The sequence below is a fragment of the Actinomadura formosensis NBRC 14204 genome, from assembly GCF_001552155.1.
GTDB lineage: Bacteria > Actinomycetota > Actinomycetes > Streptosporangiales > Streptosporangiaceae > Spirillospora > Spirillospora formosensis.
Genome location: NZ_BCQQ01000055.1, coordinates 1 through 15,941, shown reverse-complemented (window position 1 = coordinate 15,941; position 15,941 = coordinate 1). Strand labels below are relative to the sequence as shown.

The following is a 15,941-nucleotide window of genomic DNA, read 5'->3' as shown; positions in this document are numbered from 1 at the left end:
CCGTGTCACCACGGTGACGATTCATCCGGACACGCGCAACCCTCCCAACAGGCCGGACCTGGACCATCGACTCGGTGAAGCACCCGTGATCGCCCCCTTCCGGCCAGACGGGGGGAAACGCGGCGGCAGTAGCCGGCTCCGGGCGCCGTTCCCGGTCAGGAACCCCATGGGTACGGGCCGGCGTCCGGTGAACGGTGGTGCTCAGAGGTTGTTCGCCACGTGCGGTGAACAGGTGGAACGCCTGGTCAGGGGGCAGCGCGACGGTCAGGTGGCCGGTGAGCCGGTGTTGGACGCCGGTCGGGGTCATCGCGTCTCGTCCAGGGTGTGCGCGTCCGCCGCGGTGAGGGTCAGTCCGTACACGTCCTTGAGTTGCTCGATCTTCGTGAGGGTCTCCGCCGAGAAGGGCGCCTTTCCCTCGAAGGCGTGCAGGGCGATGCCTTCGACCAGGTCCCCCAAGGAGAGATCGAGGTATTCGGCCAGGGCCTTGAGCACCTTGAGCACGTTGCGCTCGATCCGCAAACCGGTTTGCACTCGATCAACTGTTACCATGTTACCAATGTAACATCTGGAGGCGTTTCGGCGGGTCAGGGGATGATGATGAGCTTGCCGCGGGTGTGGCCGCCGCGGCTGGCGTCGAAGGCGGCGCCCGTCTCCTCCAGCGGGAACGTGCCGGCGACCTCGACCGTGAGCGCGCCCCGGTCGGCGAGCCGGGCCAGCTCGGCGAGCTTCGCGCCGTCCGGACGGACCCATATCCAGTGGCCGCCGTGCTCCTCCACGGTGTTGTCGGCGGCGGACACGTGCCGCCCGCCGGGGGCCAGGACGGCGAGCGTCGTGTCCAGCTGGCCGCCGGCGAAGTCGGCGACCGCCGTCACCCCGCCGGACACCAGGTCCCGGACGCGCTCCACCAGCCCGTCCCCGTAGGCGACCGGCTCGGCGCCGAGTTCCCGCAGGTAGTCATGGTTCTTCTCGGACGCGGTGCCGATGACGCGGGCGCCGCGGTCGCGGCCGATCTGCACCGCGAGGCCCCCCACCCCGCCCGCCGCCGCGTGGACGAGCAGGACGTCGTCCTTGGCGAGATCCAGCCGGTCCAGGGCGCGCTGCGCGGTCAGCCCGGCCAGCGGCAGCCCACCGGCCTGGTTCCAGTCGAGCGCGGCGGGCTTGGGCGCCACGTGGTCCGCCGAGACCGTGACGTACTGCGCGAACGTTCCGGCGCCGACGACGTCCTTGCGGGCGTAGGACACGACCTCGGCGCCGGGGGCGTACTCCGGTGTGTCGGGGCCCACCGCCCGGACGACCCCGGCGACGTCCCAGCCGGGGATGACGGGGAAGACCGCGTCCATCATCGCGTCCAGGCCGCCGGCCATGACCTTCCAGTCGACCGGGTTGACCCCCGCCGCGCGGACCTCGATCAGCACCTGGCCTGGGCCGACCTTCGGGCCGGGGACGTCCCCGACCGCCAGCCGCGAGTTGTCGGAGGCATACGAGTCATAGGTGACGGCGCGCATTCCCCCACCCTGCCACCGCGCCCGCCCGCTAAACCCGCCCGGCCATGCGTAGGAGATCTCCGACGTTCGACGGGTAGGAGAAACTCCGTCCCCATGTCGCCGGGAAGCGTCCACGGGCTGATGCTGGAGACGTCCGACCTCGACGAGGAGCGCCTGCTGGGCACCGGCGTCCTCTGCAACCTCCGCCGCGTCCTCGACCAGATCCGGTGAGGTCGCACCGGTGGCGGCGCGGCTCAGCCGACCGGTTCCAGGGGCGGCTCGTCGGCGAACTGGGTGTTGTAGAGGGTCGCGTATCGGCCGCCTGCGGCCAGGAGGACCTCGTGGGTTCCCTGTTCGGCGATGCGGCCCTCTTCTATGACGAGGATCTGGTCGGCGGCCCGGATGGTGCTCAGGCGGTGGGCTATGACGATGGCGGTGCGGCCGTCGAGGGCTTCGGCGAGGGCTTCCTGGACGGCGGCCTCCGAGGTGGAGTCGAGGTGGGCGGTGGCCTCGTCCAGGATGACGACGCGCTGGCGGGCCAGCAGGAGGCGGGCGATGGTGAGGCGCTGGCGTTCCCCGCCGGACAGCCGGTAGCCGCGTTCGCCCACGATGGTGTCGAGGCCGTCCGGCAGGCCCTCGATGAGGGTGTCGAGGCGGGCGCGGCGCAGGACGTCCCACAGTTCGTCGTCGGTGGCCTCGGGGCGGGCCAGCAGGAGGTTCTCGCGGATCGACTCGTGGAACAGGTGGCCGTCCTGCGTGACCATGCCGAGCGTCTCGCGGATGGTCTGGAAGGACAGGTCGCGGACGTCCACGCCGCCGAGCCGGACGGCGCCGGACCCGACGTCGTAGAGGCGCGGGAGGAGCTGGGCGATCGTCGACTTGCCCGCGCCGGACGAGCCGACCAGCGCGATCATCTGCCCGGGTTCGGCGCGGAACGAGATGTCGTGCAGGACGTCGACGCCGCCGCGGGTGTCGAGGGTGGCGACCTCTTCGAGGGAGGCGAGGGAGACCTTGTCGGCGGACGGGTAGGCGAAGCGGACGCCCTCGAACTCGACCGCGACCGGCCCGTCCGGGACGGCACGGGCCTCGGGACGCTCGGCGACCAGCGGTTCCAGGTCGAGGATCTCGAAGACGCGCTCGAAGCTGACGAGGGCGCTCATCACCTCGACGCGGGCGCTGGCGAGCGCGGTCAGCGGCGCGTAGAGGCGGGTGAGCAGGAGGGCGAGGGCGACGACGGCGCCGGCGTCGAGGTGGCCGCGCAGCGACAGGTAGCCGCCGAGCCCGTAGACGAGGGCGAGCGCCAGGGCGGACACCATGGTCAGCGCGGTGATGAAGACGTGCTGCACCATCGCGGTGCGGACGCCGATGTCGCGGACGCGGCGGGCCCGCGCGGCGAACTCGGCGGACTCGCGGGACGGGCGCCCGAACAGCTTGACCAGCGTCGCGCCGGGGGCGGAGAACCGCTCGGTCATCTGCGTGCTCATCGCGGCGTCGTGCGCGGCGGCCTCGCGTTCCAGGCGGGCGAGGCGGGTGCCCATGCGGCGGGCCGGCAGGACGAAGACGGGCAGCAGGACCAGGGCGAGCAAGGTGATCTGCCAGGAGATCCGGACCATCACCGCGAAGGTGAGCAGCACCGTGACCAGGTTGCTGATCACACCGGAGAGGGTGTCGCTGAAGGCGCGCTGGGCGCCGATCACGTCGTTGTTGAGCCGGCTGACCAGGGCGCCGGTGCGGGTCCGGGTGAAGAACGCGACGGGCATCCGCTGGACGTGGTCGAAAACGGCGGTGCGCAGGTCGAGGATCAGCCCCTCGCCGATGCGGGCGGACAGCCACCGGTTGGCGAGCCCGAGCCCGCCCTCGGCGAGCGCGAGCACGGCGATGAGCACGGACAGCCGGACGACGGTGGACGTGGCGGCGTGGTCGACGATCGCGTTGACGACCCATCCGGCGAGGACGGGCGTCGCGACCGCGATGACCGCCATCACCACGCTGAGGAAGAGGAACGCGGCCAGCGGACGGGCGTGCGGGCGGGCGAAGCCTCTGATCCGGCGCAGGGTCGCCTTGGAGAAGGGCCTGCCGTCCTGCGCGTTCATGGCGTGGTGCAGCGACATCCACGCCGTGACTTCCATGTCCATGGAGCCCCCTGTGATCGTTAGCCTGGAACGGCAAGCATGTGACCTCAAGGAAGGTTGAGGTCAAGCCGTCGCCGCGCCCAGCATCGCGCGGGGGTACGACATTTCCCGGAGGGCGACCGTGGACATCGAGAAGATCCGGACCGACACCCCCGGCTGCGCGAAGGTGGCGCACTTCAACAACGCGGGCGCGGCGCTGCCGCCCCGTCCGGTCATCGAGGCCGTGTCCGCCCACTTCGCGCTGGAGTCGACGATCGGCGGCTACGAGGCGGCCGAACAGAACGCGGCGGCACTCCAGCACTTCTACGACGCCGTGGCTAGGCTCATCGGCGCGCGCGCAGACGAAATCGCCTACGTGGAGAACGCCACCCGGGCATGGGACATGGCGTTCTACTCGATCCCCTTCGCCGAGGGCGACCGCATCCTGACGACCACGAGCGAGTACTCCAGCAACGCGATCGCCTACCAGCAGGTGGCGGCGGCCAAGGGCGCGAAGGTGGACGTCGTCCCGGACCAGGCCGACGGCACGCTCTCGCTGGAGGCGCTGGAGGCCGAACTCGTCAAAGGCGATGTCCGCCTGGTGGCGCTCAACCACATCCCCACGCACAACGGGCTCGTCAACCCGGCGGCGGAGGTCGGGAAACTGTGCCGTGAGCACGGCGTCCTCTATCTCCTGGACGCGTGCCAGTCGGTCGGCCAGCTCGCCATCGACGTCAGCGAGATCGGCTGCGACATGCTGTCGGCGACCGGCCGCAAGTACCTGCGCGGACCGCGCGGAACCGGGTTCCTGTACGTGCGCCGGGGAATCGTCCGGACGCTCGTGCCGCCGTTCATCGATCTGCAGGCCGCCACCTGGAAGGCACCGGACGGCTTCGACCTGCGCGACGACGCCCAACGCTTCGAGACATGGGAACGGTATGCCGCCGGTCAGATCGGCTTGGGCGTGGCCGCCGACTATGCAGCCGACCTAGGGATGACCGACATCGAGACCCGTGTGACCGGGTTCGCGACCAAGCTGCGTGAGGAACTGTCCGCGCGTCGTGGGGTGACCGTCCTCGACAAGGGCGCGCGGCCGTCCGGGCTGGTCACGTTCACCGTGGACGGCCACGACCCCGCCGCCATCAAGGACGCCGCAAGGGAACGCGCCGTCAACATCAACGTCACGTATCCGCTCTCACACGGATATGACCCGCACGTCCTTCCCACGGCCGTGCGGGCCTCCGTGCACTACTACAACACCGAAGAGGAACTCGACCGGCTGCTCTCCGCCCTGCCCCGGAAGTGAGCGCGCCCGGGACCGGGAGATGGGGCACCGATGGCGGCCTCCGGACGCGCCCACCGGTCGGGTGCCGGCCGGCGTCAGGTGGTGGGACGCGCCGCGCTGATGTCGGCGAGCGCCGACGTCGAGCCCTCCTCCATCGCCAGGTCACCGATGGACACGATGCCCACCAGGCGGCCGTCCTCCATGACCGGGAGCCTGCGCACCGCCCGCTCCCGCATGATCTGCGCGGCCTTGTCCAGCGTGTCATCCGGTCCGACGGTCGCGGTGACCCTGCTGGCGATGCCGCCGATCCTCGCCTGGGCCGGGTCGCCGCCGGCCGCGAGCCCGCGGATCACCAGGTCGCGGTCCGTGACGACCCCCTGCAGGTCGTCGCCCTCCGCCACCAGCACGGCACCGATGTCCTCGTCGCGCATCGCCCGCGCCACCGTCACGATGTCCAGTTCCGGGGACACCGATGTCGGGGAGCCGGTCATGACTTCGCGGACCTTCGTGGCCATCGCACACTCCTTGAGCCTCGTGGATCGTTTCTGCGGGCCCGGGGATGACTCGCCCCTACCCGACGGAAACGGGGTCACTCATGGCGTCTTGACCATGGAGGGCGCCTTGGCTCACTCATGACGTCTTGAACGTGGCGAACAACCGTGCCGCGCCGGCCCGATCCCACTCCAGGCGGTTCGGGTCGCTGCGCGCCGGATGGACCGGAACCGTGCTGAACTCCACCGAACCCCCCTTCCCGAATGCGCGGGCGAGCGCCTGCAGCCTGCCCGCGTCCAGCCTCGGCGCCGTCTCGAACGAACCGGTCACGACCACGAGGAACTTGGCGAACCGGACGGGGTTCCCGCCCATCTGCTCCTTGGCCTCCCGCACGAGCGCCGCCATGAACTGCTGCTGCCGCTTGATCCGCCCCAGGTCCGAGCCGTCCCCGAGAGCGCGCCGGGCCCGGACATAGGCGAGCGCCTGCGCCCCGTTCAGCCGCTGCTCGCCCTGGGGCAGTTTCAACCCGGCCGCAGGGTCGACGACCGGGTGGCGCAGCGTCATCCGGACCCCGCCGAGCGCGTCCACCGCCTTCCGGAAGCCGTCGAAATCGATCATCACGGTCTGGTCGATCCGGACGCCGGTCAGCGACTCCACCGTTCTCGCCGTGCAGTCGGCGCCGCCCAGCGAGAACGCCGCGTTGATCATTCCCAGCTGGGCCGGGGCCGTCTTCCCGCTCCCGGTCGTGCACGCGGGGATCCGGACGAGCGAGTCACGGGGGACGCTCACCGCGCGCAGCTCCCTCCGGTCGGCCGGGACGTGCACCAGCATCAGCGTGTCCGAACGCGGCGGGCGGGCGGCCACCCGCCGGTCCACCCCGATGACCAGCACGTTCATCGCCCGCCCCGCCGCCGGCTCGGCCGAATTCGTCGCGACCGGCCTCGCGTGCCGCCCCTGGAAGATCGTCACCGGGACGAGAATCGCCGCCGCCGTGACGGCCGCGACCACGCCGAGGAGCGCCCAGCGTCCCGGGCCGCGGCGCCGCCGCCGGGTGGCGTCCAGCAACCGGCTGCGCTGCCGGGCGAACGAGGCCGGCGGCTCGTGCTCCAGGTCCCGGCCGAGGTCACGGATCAGGTCCAGGTCGTCCATGCTCACGCCTCCTCACGCGTCGGGTCGATGTCGCCCAGCGCCGCGCGCACCTTGCGCCGGGCCCGGTTGAGACGGGAGCGGACCGTGCCGACCGGAATGCCGAGCGCCCGCGCCACCTCCTCGTACGCCAGATCGCCCCACGCCACCAGCAGCAGGACGTCCAGGTCCCTTCTCGGCAGGACGGCCAGCGCCTCCGCCAGCCGCGGACGCGACGCCGACGCGGTCACACCCGCCGCCACCCGGTCGGCGGGCCCCTCCACCGGGCCGTCCGCGGGGCTGCGGCGCAGCGCCCGGTAGCGCGCGGCCTCCGTCCGGTGATGCCGCGCGACCAGCTTGGTCGCGATGCCGAACAGCCACGGGCGCGCGTCCCACTGCGCCAGGTCGTAGCGGTGCCGCTTGCTGAACGCGACGAGGAACGACTCCCCCACGACGTCCTCTGCGGCCTCCGGCCCCAGCCTGCGCGAAACATAGCGGTACAGCATCGCGGAGTAACGGTCGAACAGCGCGGCGAACGACTCGGGATCGGTGAGCGAACCCTCGATGAGGGCGGCGTCACTGTCCTGAGCCGTCGGAGGTACGGTCATCGCGGCCACCATGGCATGCGCACCGGGCCTTCCCGTGCGGGGACGTTGTCAGCGATGTATCTCCGCAACGTCCCCTCCGGGTTCACGCCCGCCCGGGAACACCGTGATCGCGCTGCCGATCGGCGCGAACCTTCCCGATAAACTGCGCATCCTTCACTATGCACGGGGTTGTCGGGGGAGACCGCTCCGCGCGTGCCTGTCGGGCTCAAGTCGAGAGGGTCGGGGACGTGGACGACGACGAGCGGGAACCGGACACGCCCGGCACCGAGGACGAACATGACTCCTCCCGCACCGCCACCGCCGAGTTCCAGGTCCCCAAGGTCAACCTGACCAGGCCGGACATCGCGGTCCGCCGCCCCAGGCCGGCGGCGGAGCGGCCGACCACCGCTTCGGGGACGTGGTACGTGGAGTTCCCCTCGCAGGACGGGCAGGCCGGCACTCCGCAGGCCCCCGCGGAGGAAGACCCCGACGGATCCGTTGCCCCGGACGACGAACCCGCCCCACCCCCGCAGGACGAGCCCGCGGAGGAGGAGGCCGCGCGGGACGAGCCCGTGCAGGACGAGGCCGCGGCGGACACCGCCCCCGAAGACGACGCCCCGGAAGACGAAGAAGCAGCCGCGGCGCGGCCCGAGGCCCGGCAGGACCGTCCTGACGAGGACATCTCGGACACGCCCGCCGAGCCGCCGCAGCCCGCGCCCACGCAGGGCCGCCACCGGCGGGAGCTCCCGGCCGAGGACCCGAGCGCACGAGACGAACGGCCGCAGGCCGGCACCTCGGACACGCGCACGGACTCCGCACAGCCCGCGTCCCCGCGAGGCGAGCCGGAACGCGCCGCGCACGCGCGGGGAACCGCGCGAGAAGAACGGCCGCAGGGTGGAGTCCCACCGGCGGGCGCTCAGGAGCAGGACCGCGACGGCGTCTCCGAGACGCGCACGGACCACCCGCAGACACATGACGGACCGGGACGGCGCCCGCCCCACGGCGGCCCTTGGCACGCCGCCCCACCGCCGCACGCCGCCCGGCCGCACGGTGGCCCTGCGGAGAATCGTCCTGTCAACGATGCCGGAGCGCCGCAGTACGGGGCCTGGCAAGGGGCTCCGCCGCAGGACGCCGCGCCTGCGCGGCTGGACGATCCGGCCGGGCCCACGCGGGTCGAGCGGTTGCCGGTGCCGCTGCCGCAGAGGCCCGGGGAACAGCCGGGGGCCCGGTCGTCCGAGCAGTGGGGCATGCCGTGGGACGGCGCCGTGCAACCGGCGCAACCCCAGCACCCCCAGCAGCCCGTCCAGCCCGTCCAGGCGGCGCCCCAGGAGAGGGCCAAGCGGGGGCGGCGCTGGCTCATCGTGCTCGTGGCCATGCTGGTGCTGGTGGCCGGCGTCGTCACGGGGCAGCTCGTCCGGCCCGTGCCGCAGCCGACGATCAGGCTGGCGCTCGCGTCCAGTCACGCGTTCCCCGGGCAGGCGCCCGCGCTGCCGTGGCCGACGGCGGGGCAGTCCGTCGTGTACGTGGAGGGGCTCGGGACGATGGGCGCGGCGGGCGGGTCGGCGCCGATCCCCACCGCGAGCGTCGCGAAGGTGATGACGGCGTACGTGTATCTGCGCGCCCATCCGCTGCGGCCGGGTGCGGCGGGGCCGGTGCTGACGGTGTCGCCGCAGGCGGCGGCGCAGATCCCGATGCGCAAGAAGCGGGGCGAGTCGCTGCTCGGCGTCACCGCGAACCAGCAGCTGACGCAGCGCAAGGCACTGGAGGCGCTGCTGGTCATCTCGGCGAACGACGTCGCGCACGAGCTGGCGCGGTGGGACTCGGGGAACGAGCAGGCGTTCGTGGCGAAGATGAACGCGGCGGCGGCGGAGCTGGGGATGACCAGCACGCGCTACACCGATCCCAGCGGCTACGACTCGGGCACCGTGAGCACGGCCCAGGACCAGGTCAAGCTGCTGCGGGCGGCGATGGCCATCCCGGCGTTCACGGAGATCGTGAACAACCGGGCGTATGTGCCGGACAACGGCGGCGCCCCACGGGCGGGCGGCAACTTCCTCCTCGGGCAGTACGGCATCGTCGGCGGCAAGACCGGGTACACGGACGCGGCGGGCGGCAACTTCGTGTTCGCGGCCCGCAGGAGCGTCGGCGGTGCGCGGACGCTCATCGTGGGCGCGGTGATGGGGCAGCGTTCGCCGAGCGCGGCGGGCGCCGTCGACGCGGCGGGGCGGCTCGTCACCGCGGCCGCGGGGGCGCTGACCGCGGTGACGCTGGCACCGAAGGGAGCCGCCGTCGGGCGGGTCGACGACGGGCTCGGCGGGACGACACCGCTGCGGGCCGCGGCGCCGGTGACGGTGGTCGGCTGGTCCGGGCTGACCGTGCCGGTCGGCGCCACGGGCCGTCCGCCGCACCGGGGGGACGGCGGTGAGCGGGTCGGCGCCGTGCGGGCCGGTGCGGCGACCATCCCGCTCGAACTCGGCCGGACGCTGGACGAACCGTCCTACCTCAAGCGGCTGATCAGGCTCGCCTAGACGTAGCGGACCCGGGCGCGGCCCGCTCAGGCGTAGAGGGCCGACAGGAAGCGGATCAGCAGGGCCTCGCGGGTGGCGGGCGGCAGACCGTCCAGGATGGTGTTGACGACGGCCATCTCGGGTTCGCCGCCGCCGGCGAGGTCGACGCCGACGGAGGCGAGGAGTTCGGCGAAACCCGCGTCGTCGAGGCTGTCGAGGTCGAGGTCGGCGAGCGCCTCGACCAGTCCGGACGGGACGCCCGGCGGCCCGGCGGCGCGGGCGGCCTTCGTGGCGTCGGTCAGCGCCGCAAGGAGCGCGCCGACGTCGCTGACGCCGGTCAGCGTGAAATGCAGGTTCGGCGGGATGCCCTGGTAGGAGAGCTGCGGCTGGAAGAACCAGCCGCGCCGGCGGGCCTCGTCGGCGATGACGAACACATCCAGCGCGGGGTCGGACGACGCGACGGCGACGAGCGGCGCGACGGGTTCGCCGAGGACCCGCAGACCGGGGATGGACGCGACGCCCGCGATGAGACGTTCCGCCGCCCGCATCGCGTTCTCGGCGAGGTCGCGGTAGCCCCGTGCGCCGACCGCGTTCAGCGTCGCCCACGCGGCGCCGAGCGGGCCGGCGCTCTTGCTGCTCTGGACGGTCGCGTTGATGACGGTGTAGCCGGGCCATTGCGCGGACGCGAAGTAGGCATGCCGGCGCAGCGCCTCGTCCGCGAACAGCACGACCGACGCCCCCTTCGGTGCGTACCCGTATTTGTGCAGGTCGCAGGAGAGGGACGTCACCCCGGGCACGGACAGGTCGAACGGCGGGACGTCGCGTCCCGCGTCCCGCAGCCAGGGCAGGACCCAGCCGCCGACGCACGCGTCCACATGGCAGGGGACGCCGGCGGACGCGGCGAGCGCCGCGATCTCCGGGACCGGGTCCATGACGCCCTGGGGATAGGAGGGGGCCGAAACGACGACGAGGGCGGTGCGGGCGGTCAGCGCGGCGGCGGTCGCGGCGGGGTCGGCGCGATACGCGGCGTCCACCGGCACGTGCACGACGTCCATGCCCAGGTAGTGCGCGGCCTTGTGGAACGCGGGGTGCGCCGTCGTCGGCAGCACGATCTGGGCCCGTCCCTCCACCGGGTGGACGTCCCGCGCCGCCTTCACCGCCAGCATGATCGACTCGGTGCCGCCGCTGGTGAAAACACCGGAACCACCGCCGAGCTCGGCCGCGACGGACCCGATGATCTGCCGTTCCAGCGCGACGATGCTGGGGAACGCGGTCGGGTCGAGGCAGTTGACCTCCAGCATCTCCCGGTAGGCGGTGGCGGCGAGGTCGTGCACGGCCTCGCGTCCGGTGTCGTAGACGTAGGCGGTGACCTGGCCGCCGCGCACGGGCAGGTCCGCCTCCCGCAGCCGGGCGAGTTCGGCGAGCAGTTCGGCGGCCGGGCGGCCCTCTTCGGCGAGCACGGCGGAGGGGGTGTCAGACGGCATGTTCCCGTGCTTCCTCGGGGCGGCGGTGGAGAGCGGCGAGCCGGCGGTACGCCAGCAGCAGGGGAACGCTGAGCAGCAGCAGCGCCGCCGGGGCGAAGGTGAACCCGGCGGACATCCCGGTCAGCGCCGAGTCCGGCTGGACGACGGGAGTCTCGAAATCGGACGAACTGAACGACGACGCGGCGAGGATCAGCGCGAAAATCCCGGGTCCGAGGGCCAGCGCGCCTGTTTCGGCGGCGGTCCACAGTCCGGTGAACGCCCCGGACTGGGCATGCCCGGTACGTCCGGTATCGGCGTGCACGGTCTCCGGCAGCAGGGACAGCGGCAGCAACTGGACGGCCGCGTAGCAGACCCCGATCAGGGCGCTGAGCAGCAGCACGCCCACCGGCGACGTGATCAGGGGGAACAGCGCGACGGTCGCCGCGCAGAACAGCACCAGCGCCGCCACATAGCACCCGACCAGCCCGTACCGGCGGGCCAGCCGTCGCCACAGCGGCACCGCGAACGCGCTCGGCCCGACCATGCAGACGAACATCGCCGAGGTCAGCCCGTAGTCGTCCAGCCGGTACGCCGCGACGTAGGGCGCCCCCGCGAGCATGATCGCGACGGCGAGGGTGTGCGAGACGTACGCGCCGAGCAGCATGAAGAACGGCCGGTTGCCGCGTGCGGTCCGCAGCGCCGCGGCGAGCCCCAGCGGGCGGGGCCCGGGACGGGAGGCGATCCACCGGTTCGCCAGCGTGCTCGCCACCATCGCGGTGCCCATCACGAGCCCGATCACGCCGCCCATCAGGGCGTATCCCGCGCGTCCGCCGCCCGCGGCGTCGGTGAGGGCGGGCGCGACACCGCCCGCGACGAGGATGCCGAGCGTCAGGCAGACGACGCGCCACGCCATGGCGCGCCCGCGCTCGGACGGGTCGGCGGAGATCTCGGCGGGCAGCGCCACGTACGGCACCTGGAAACAGGCGAACGCGCTCGCGGCCAGCAGGAACGCGACCCCGGCCCAGGCGGCGGCGAGCCCCGGCGAATCGGCGGGCACGGCGAACATGGCGGCGAACAGGAACGGCAGCGTGCCGGCGCCGAGCAGCAGCAGCCGGGTGCGGCGGCCGGTCCGGACGGCCTCGCGGTCACTGGCCGCGCCCACGATCGGGTTCAGCAGGACGTCCCACGCCTTCGGCACGACGAGGACGGCCCCGGCGACCGCGGCGGAGACACCGAGGACATCGGTCAGGTAGTACAGGAGCAGCAGGCCGGGAACGGCGGAGAACACGCCCGTGCCGACCGAGCCGACGCCGTAGCCGAGAAGCCGCCGCCGGGGCAGCGCCGTCGTCATCCGGCGAGCCGGTCGGTGAGCCCCAGCCCCAGCGCGACGGTGCGGCGCATGTGGCTGCGGAACCGCGCGACGGCGTCCGGATCCTCCCGGCCGCGGCGCTGCCCGTCGACGCTCAGGACACCGCCGCACCCGAACCCGTGGGTGGACCAGATGACCGTCCACACGGCGTATTCGATGTCGATGCCGTCGGGGACGACCTTGCGGGCCGCGTCGACGACAATCTCCATCAACGGCCGGACGTACTGTTCCTCCAGGTGGGCGACGTCGCTGGCGTCCGACAGCCAGCGGTGCATCCACAGTGCCGGGATCTCCGGCCGCGACAGGCAGAAGTCGATGTAGGCGTCGAGGAGGGTGAGGATGCCCTCCGCATCGAAGGTGATCTTGGCGAGCGCGCCCTCCAGGGCCGCACGTTCGGCCAGGTGGGCACGTTCCATCACGGCGAGGTACAGATCGCGCTTGCCGCCGACGTGGTAGGCGACGGTGGCGACGTTGAGCCCGGCCGCCTCGGCGATCATCCGGGTGGACGTCCCGTCGTAGCCGAGCGCGGCGAACAGCCGGGTGGCCACGTCCAGGATCCGCTCCCGACCCGATTCGTTGCCGGTCATACCCTCACGCTAGGCGGCGGCCCGCATTCGGTCAATCGCTTGATTGATCACGCGCGGAGCCGGTGCGCCCGCAGCGGCCTCCGGCGCGCGCCGGCCGGGCGGCGGGTCAGGCGCGGCGGGCGCTCGGCCCGGCGAACACGGCGACGGCGCCGAGGCCGAGGTAGATCAGGCCCGTCAGGTACCGCTGCCGCCGCCGGAAGACGGGACGGGCCCGCAGCCACGAGCCGATCGAGCCGGCGGCGAGCGCGTAGCCGAGGTCGCCGAGCAGGCCGATCAGCGCGGTGGCCAGGCCCATCACGGCGATCTGCAGCGGCACCGCGCCCGCGTCCTGGTCGGCGAACTGCGGCAGGAACGCCAGGAAGAACAGCACGACCTTCGGGTTGAGGACGTTCACGAGCACGCCGTCCAGGTAGACGCGGTGGAGCGGCTGCGGCTTCAGGTCCATCTCGCCGAGGTCCTGGCGGCTGCGCAACGTCCGGTACGCGAGGTAGACGAGGTATGCGGCACCGGCGTAGCGGAGGAATCCGAAGGCGGCCGCGGACGCGGCGACGACGGCGGACAGCCCGGCCGAGGCGGCGGCGATGTGGACGAGCGTGCCGGTCTCGACGCCGAGCACGGAGACGACGCCGGCACGGCGGCCCTCACCGATGCTGCGCGTGGTGATGTAGAGGTGGTTCGGGCCCGGGATGGCGACCAGCGTGAACGCGGCCAGCAGGAACAGCAGAGGGTTCGTCACGCCAGAACGCTACGGACGGCGATGGACCTCACCAAAGGTCCAATCGATCCGCTGGAACATGGACCAATCAGGTGCGCGCGGTGGTGGACAGCGCGCCCGCCAGCACCAGGCGTCCGGCCGTCCGCACCATCGCGGCGACCTCCTCGACCGGCTGCCGCAGCGAGGCCAGGCTGATCAGCGCGGCGAGCAGGATGTGCCCGAGGACGATCTCGACCTCGTCCCGCTCGGGCACCGGGTCGCCGATCGCCGTCGAGAGCCGGTCCCGCAGGAACAGGAACAGCACGGTGCGGGCCTCGTCCACGCTGGAGTCGTCCGAGGTCACCGCCTGGATGATCGCGGACGTGAGGGTGGGCTCCCGCGCCGCCACGTGGACGATGCGCTCCAGCAGCGCGGTCAGCCGCTCCAGCGGGGTGTCACCGACCGCGAGCGCGTCGATGTCGTCGGTGACGTGGTGCGCCCACGCCGACGCGACCTCGGTGAGCAGGTGGTCCTTGGTGGCGAAGTACCGGTAGACCGTCGCGCGGGCGACCCCGGCCCGGTCCGCCACGTCGTGCATGGTGACGGCCGGGTAGCCGCCCTCCAGCGCGAGTTCCCGCGCCGACTCGATCAGCCGCTCCCGGCGCGCCTGCTGATCCTTGCTCAGCGTCCGCGTGACGGTGAACCGCGCATCGCCGTTCAAAACGCCTCCTCGCTCGGCCACCCCCATTCTTTCGCACATTGGCCCCAAACGCGGGCGTTCCAGGCGTTGGTGATGCCGGTGCAGCTCAGCCCCCTGGAGGGAGCGGCGGATGGCGACCCGGCAGAACGGGCCGTCCGGCAGTTCGGGCACGACCCGAGGGTCTACGGCTGGCACCTGACGGACGAGCCGAACACCGGCGACCGCTCCGGCGTCGACACGGAACTAGTGCTCACCCGGATTGTCGGCGACGGCCGGATGCTGTGAGCCGGGCGGCACCGGGAACTCCAGCGACCCGATCCGCAGGACCGCGACTTCCAACACACCGACGACCAGAATGAACGCGACGGCCAGCAGACCGAGCCTCTTGCGGTTCAACCCCGCACCCCTTCAACCCCCAGATACGCAGGTCAAACCTTACCCAAGTTGATCTACCTCCCAGGCCCCATCACCCCCACCCACCCCAGAAGCAACCCCTTTGTTACCCGCCACACCACCCCAAGCTGGACGCGCCACACCCCACCCCCCGCCCGGCTCGCCGTACGGGGGTTCCAGGGGGCGCCCCCGGACCGACAGGCGACACTGTCCGGGACGGCCGAATCCGGCCCTTCATGGTTCGGCCGGGACGCGTTAGCGTCTGCCTCGGAGAGGAGGTCTCCCATGCCGCAACGGCGAGGCGCGCCACCGATCTCCGACGCCTGGGCCCTCGACTGCGCGGACACCTATGCCCGCGGGGTCCCCCATGACCGGCTTGAACGGCTGCGGGCGCGGACACCGGTGGTGTGGCTGGACGGACGCACCGCGGGACGGCCGGGCGCCTGGGCCGTGCTGCGCTACGCCGACGTCCACCACGCCCTCGTGCATCCCGAACTGTTCTCGCCGCAGGCGGACGGCATCCTGCACGGCCCGGCGAGCGACGCGGACGCGTTCCGCGACGATGCGGGCCCGGACGATGCGCACGACGCGGCCCTCATCGACATGGATCCTCCGGCGCGGGCCATGCTCGCCCGCATCCCGTCCCGGGAACCGGTGGACTTCGTCGGAGAGGTCGCCCGCGACCTGCCCGAAACGCTGCGCAACACCCTGGCCGGCGGCCTGTACGCGCTGCTGCGCCATCCCGCCGAGTACGTCCGGCTGCGGGAGGAGCGGGCCGACGACAAGCTCGTCGACAGCGCCGTGGAGGAGATGCTGCGCTGGTGGACGCCGGTGCTCCAGGTGTGGCGGACCGTCCGGCGCGGGACGGTCATCGGCGGTGTGCCGCTGCTGGCCGGTGAGCAGGTCACGCTGTGGCTCGTGTCCGCGAACCACGACGAGGAGGTGTATCCCGAGCCCGGGCGGTTCGTCGCGGACCGCTTCCTCCAGGGCGCCTGGCCGCACCTGTGCTTCGGGTTCGGGCGCCGCGCCTGCCTGGGCGCGCGGCTGGCGCGCGTGCACCTGCGCGCCATGCTCGTCGCGCTGCTGGAACGTCCCGGCCTGCCGCGACCGGCGGGCGAGCCGGTGCCGCTGCGGTCCAGCGCCC

The 15,941-nt window shown here is 72.6% G+C and carries 16 protein-coding genes; 4 read left to right on the top strand and 12 right to left on the bottom strand.

The genetic code is table 11. From position 1 onward, the window contains the following. Window positions 1-303: 303 nt before the first annotated feature. The 3 genes from AF1_RS16235 to AF1_RS16225 form a co-directional block, all read right to left on the bottom strand. Window positions 304-531, bottom strand: a complete 228-nt coding sequence (locus tag AF1_RS16235) for a hypothetical protein (RefSeq protein WP_207394041.1) — start codon at window positions 529-531, stop codon at window positions 304-306. A 53-nt stretch (window positions 532-584) separates the two neighbouring features. Further along, a complete protein-coding gene (locus tag AF1_RS16230) occupies window positions 585-1,505 on the bottom strand; it encodes an NADP-dependent oxidoreductase (RefSeq protein WP_067799154.1) in 921 nt (306 codons plus the stop codon). 233 nt (window positions 1,506-1,738) lie between these two features. Then, entirely contained in the window at window positions 1,739-3,619 is a 1,881-nt protein-coding gene (locus AF1_RS16225; RefSeq protein WP_067799151.1) for an ABC transporter ATP-binding protein, read from the bottom strand. A gap of 118 nt (window positions 3,620-3,737) precedes the next feature. Between AF1_RS16225 and AF1_RS16220 the strand changes: the two genes are divergently transcribed. Further along, window positions 3,738-4,901, top strand: coding sequence for an aminotransferase class V-fold PLP-dependent enzyme (locus AF1_RS16220; RefSeq protein WP_067799148.1), 1,164 nt, complete (start codon window positions 3,738-3,740; stop codon window positions 4,899-4,901). Window positions 4,902-4,975: 74 nt separating this feature from the next. Here the strand turns inward: AF1_RS16220 and AF1_RS16215 are convergent, their stop codons facing one another. The 3 genes from AF1_RS16215 to AF1_RS16205 form a co-directional block, all read right to left on the bottom strand. Beyond that, window positions 4,976-5,395 (bottom strand): CBS domain-containing protein, encoded by a 420-nt coding sequence (locus AF1_RS16215; RefSeq protein WP_067799145.1) that lies wholly within the window; start codon window positions 5,393-5,395, stop codon window positions 4,976-4,978. A gap of 115 nt (window positions 5,396-5,510) precedes the next feature. After that, entirely contained in the window at window positions 5,511-6,521 is a 1,011-nt protein-coding gene (locus AF1_RS16210; protein WP_067799142.1) for an LCP family protein, read from the bottom strand. 2 nt (window positions 6,522-6,523) lie between these two features. Further along, entirely contained in the window at window positions 6,524-7,105 is a 582-nt protein-coding gene (locus AF1_RS16205) for an RNA polymerase sigma factor (RefSeq protein WP_067799222.1), read from the bottom strand. A 227-nt stretch (window positions 7,106-7,332) separates the two neighbouring features. Here AF1_RS16205 and AF1_RS36395 point away from each other — a divergent pair, with 227 nt between their 5' ends. Beyond that, a complete protein-coding gene (locus AF1_RS36395) occupies window positions 7,333-9,612 on the top strand; it encodes a hypothetical protein (RefSeq protein ID WP_067799139.1) in 2,280 nt (759 codons plus the stop codon). A gap of 26 nt (window positions 9,613-9,638) precedes the next feature. On the opposite strand, the gene AF1_RS16195 is transcribed toward AF1_RS36395, so the two are convergent. The 5 genes from AF1_RS16195 to AF1_RS16175 form a co-directional block, all read right to left on the bottom strand. Next, window positions 9,639-11,075, bottom strand: a complete 1,437-nt coding sequence (locus AF1_RS16195; protein WP_067799136.1) for a pyridoxal phosphate-dependent decarboxylase family protein — start codon at window positions 11,073-11,075, stop codon at window positions 9,639-9,641. Continuing rightward, window positions 11,065-12,405 carry an MFS transporter gene (locus tag AF1_RS16190; protein ID WP_067799133.1) on the bottom strand — a complete coding sequence of 447 codons (1,341 nt, stop codon included), beginning with the start codon at window positions 12,403-12,405 and terminating at the stop codon, window positions 11,065-11,067. Before AF1_RS16190 ends, AF1_RS16195 begins: the two co-directional genes overlap by 11 nt. Next, window positions 12,402-13,010 carry a TetR/AcrR family transcriptional regulator gene (locus tag AF1_RS16185; protein ID WP_067799129.1) on the bottom strand — a complete coding sequence of 203 codons (609 nt, stop codon included), beginning with the start codon at window positions 13,008-13,010 and terminating at the stop codon, window positions 12,402-12,404. Before AF1_RS16185 ends, AF1_RS16190 begins: the two co-directional genes overlap by 4 nt. A 106-nt stretch (window positions 13,011-13,116) precedes the next feature. Next, window positions 13,117-13,746: a LysE family translocator gene (locus AF1_RS16180; protein WP_067799126.1), complete on the bottom strand. Its 630-nt coding sequence runs from the start codon at window positions 13,744-13,746 to the stop codon at window positions 13,117-13,119. Window positions 13,747-13,813: 67 nt separating this feature from the next. Then, window positions 13,814-14,425 (bottom strand): TetR/AcrR family transcriptional regulator, encoded by a 612-nt coding sequence (locus AF1_RS16175; protein WP_067799124.1) that lies wholly within the window; start codon window positions 14,423-14,425, stop codon window positions 13,814-13,816. A 72-nt stretch (window positions 14,426-14,497) separates the two neighbouring features. On the opposite strand from AF1_RS16175, the gene AF1_RS16170 reads away from it, so the two are divergent. After that, on the top strand, window positions 14,498-14,689 hold the full coding sequence (locus tag AF1_RS16170; RefSeq protein WP_169804040.1) for a hypothetical protein: 192 nt from the start codon (window positions 14,498-14,500) through the stop codon (window positions 14,687-14,689). Here AF1_RS16170 and AF1_RS34440 read toward each other — a convergent pair. Then, entirely contained in the window at window positions 14,648-14,800 is a 153-nt protein-coding gene (locus AF1_RS34440; protein WP_157419210.1) for a hypothetical protein, read from the bottom strand. The genes AF1_RS16170 and AF1_RS34440 overlap by 42 nt on opposite strands. Before the next feature lie 282 nt (window positions 14,801-15,082). Here AF1_RS34440 and AF1_RS16165 point away from each other — a divergent pair. After that, on the top strand, window positions 15,083-15,941 hold an 859-nt coding region (locus AF1_RS16165), incomplete at its 3' end, for a cytochrome P450 (protein ID WP_157419208.1).

What these genes read in the sequence shown, in the direction of transcription:
- AF1_RS16230 (WP_067799154.1), bottom strand. Translation starts at nt 1,505, where the DNA reads ATGCGCGCCGTCACCTATGACTCGTATGCCTCCGACAACTCGCGGCTG.
- AF1_RS16225 (WP_067799151.1), bottom strand. Translation starts at nt 3,619, where the DNA reads ATGGACATGGAAGTCACGGCGTGGATGTCGCTGCACCACGCCATGAAC.
- AF1_RS16215 (WP_067799145.1), bottom strand. Translation starts at nt 5,395, where the DNA reads ATGGCCACGAAGGTCCGCGAAGTCATGACCGGCTCCCCGACATCGGTG.
- AF1_RS16210 (WP_067799142.1), bottom strand. Translation starts at nt 6,521, where the DNA reads ATGGACGACCTGGACCTGATCCGTGACCTCGGCCGGGACCTGGAGCAC.
- AF1_RS16205 (WP_067799222.1), bottom strand. Translation starts at nt 7,105, where the DNA reads ATGACCGTACCTCCGACGGCTCAGGACAGTGACGCCGCCCTCATCGAG.
- AF1_RS16195 (WP_067799136.1), bottom strand. Translation starts at nt 11,075, where the DNA reads ATGCCGTCTGACACCCCCTCCGCCGTGCTCGCCGAAGAGGGCCGCCCG.
- AF1_RS16190 (WP_067799133.1), bottom strand. Translation starts at nt 12,405, where the DNA reads ATGACGACGGCGCTGCCCCGGCGGCGGCTTCTCGGCTACGGCGTCGGC.
- AF1_RS16185 (WP_067799129.1), bottom strand. Translation starts at nt 13,010, where the DNA reads ATGACCGGCAACGAATCGGGTCGGGAGCGGATCCTGGACGTGGCCACC.
- AF1_RS16170 (WP_169804040.1), top strand. Translation starts at nt 14,498, where the DNA reads ATGCCGGTGCAGCTCAGCCCCCTGGAGGGAGCGGCGGATGGCGACCCG.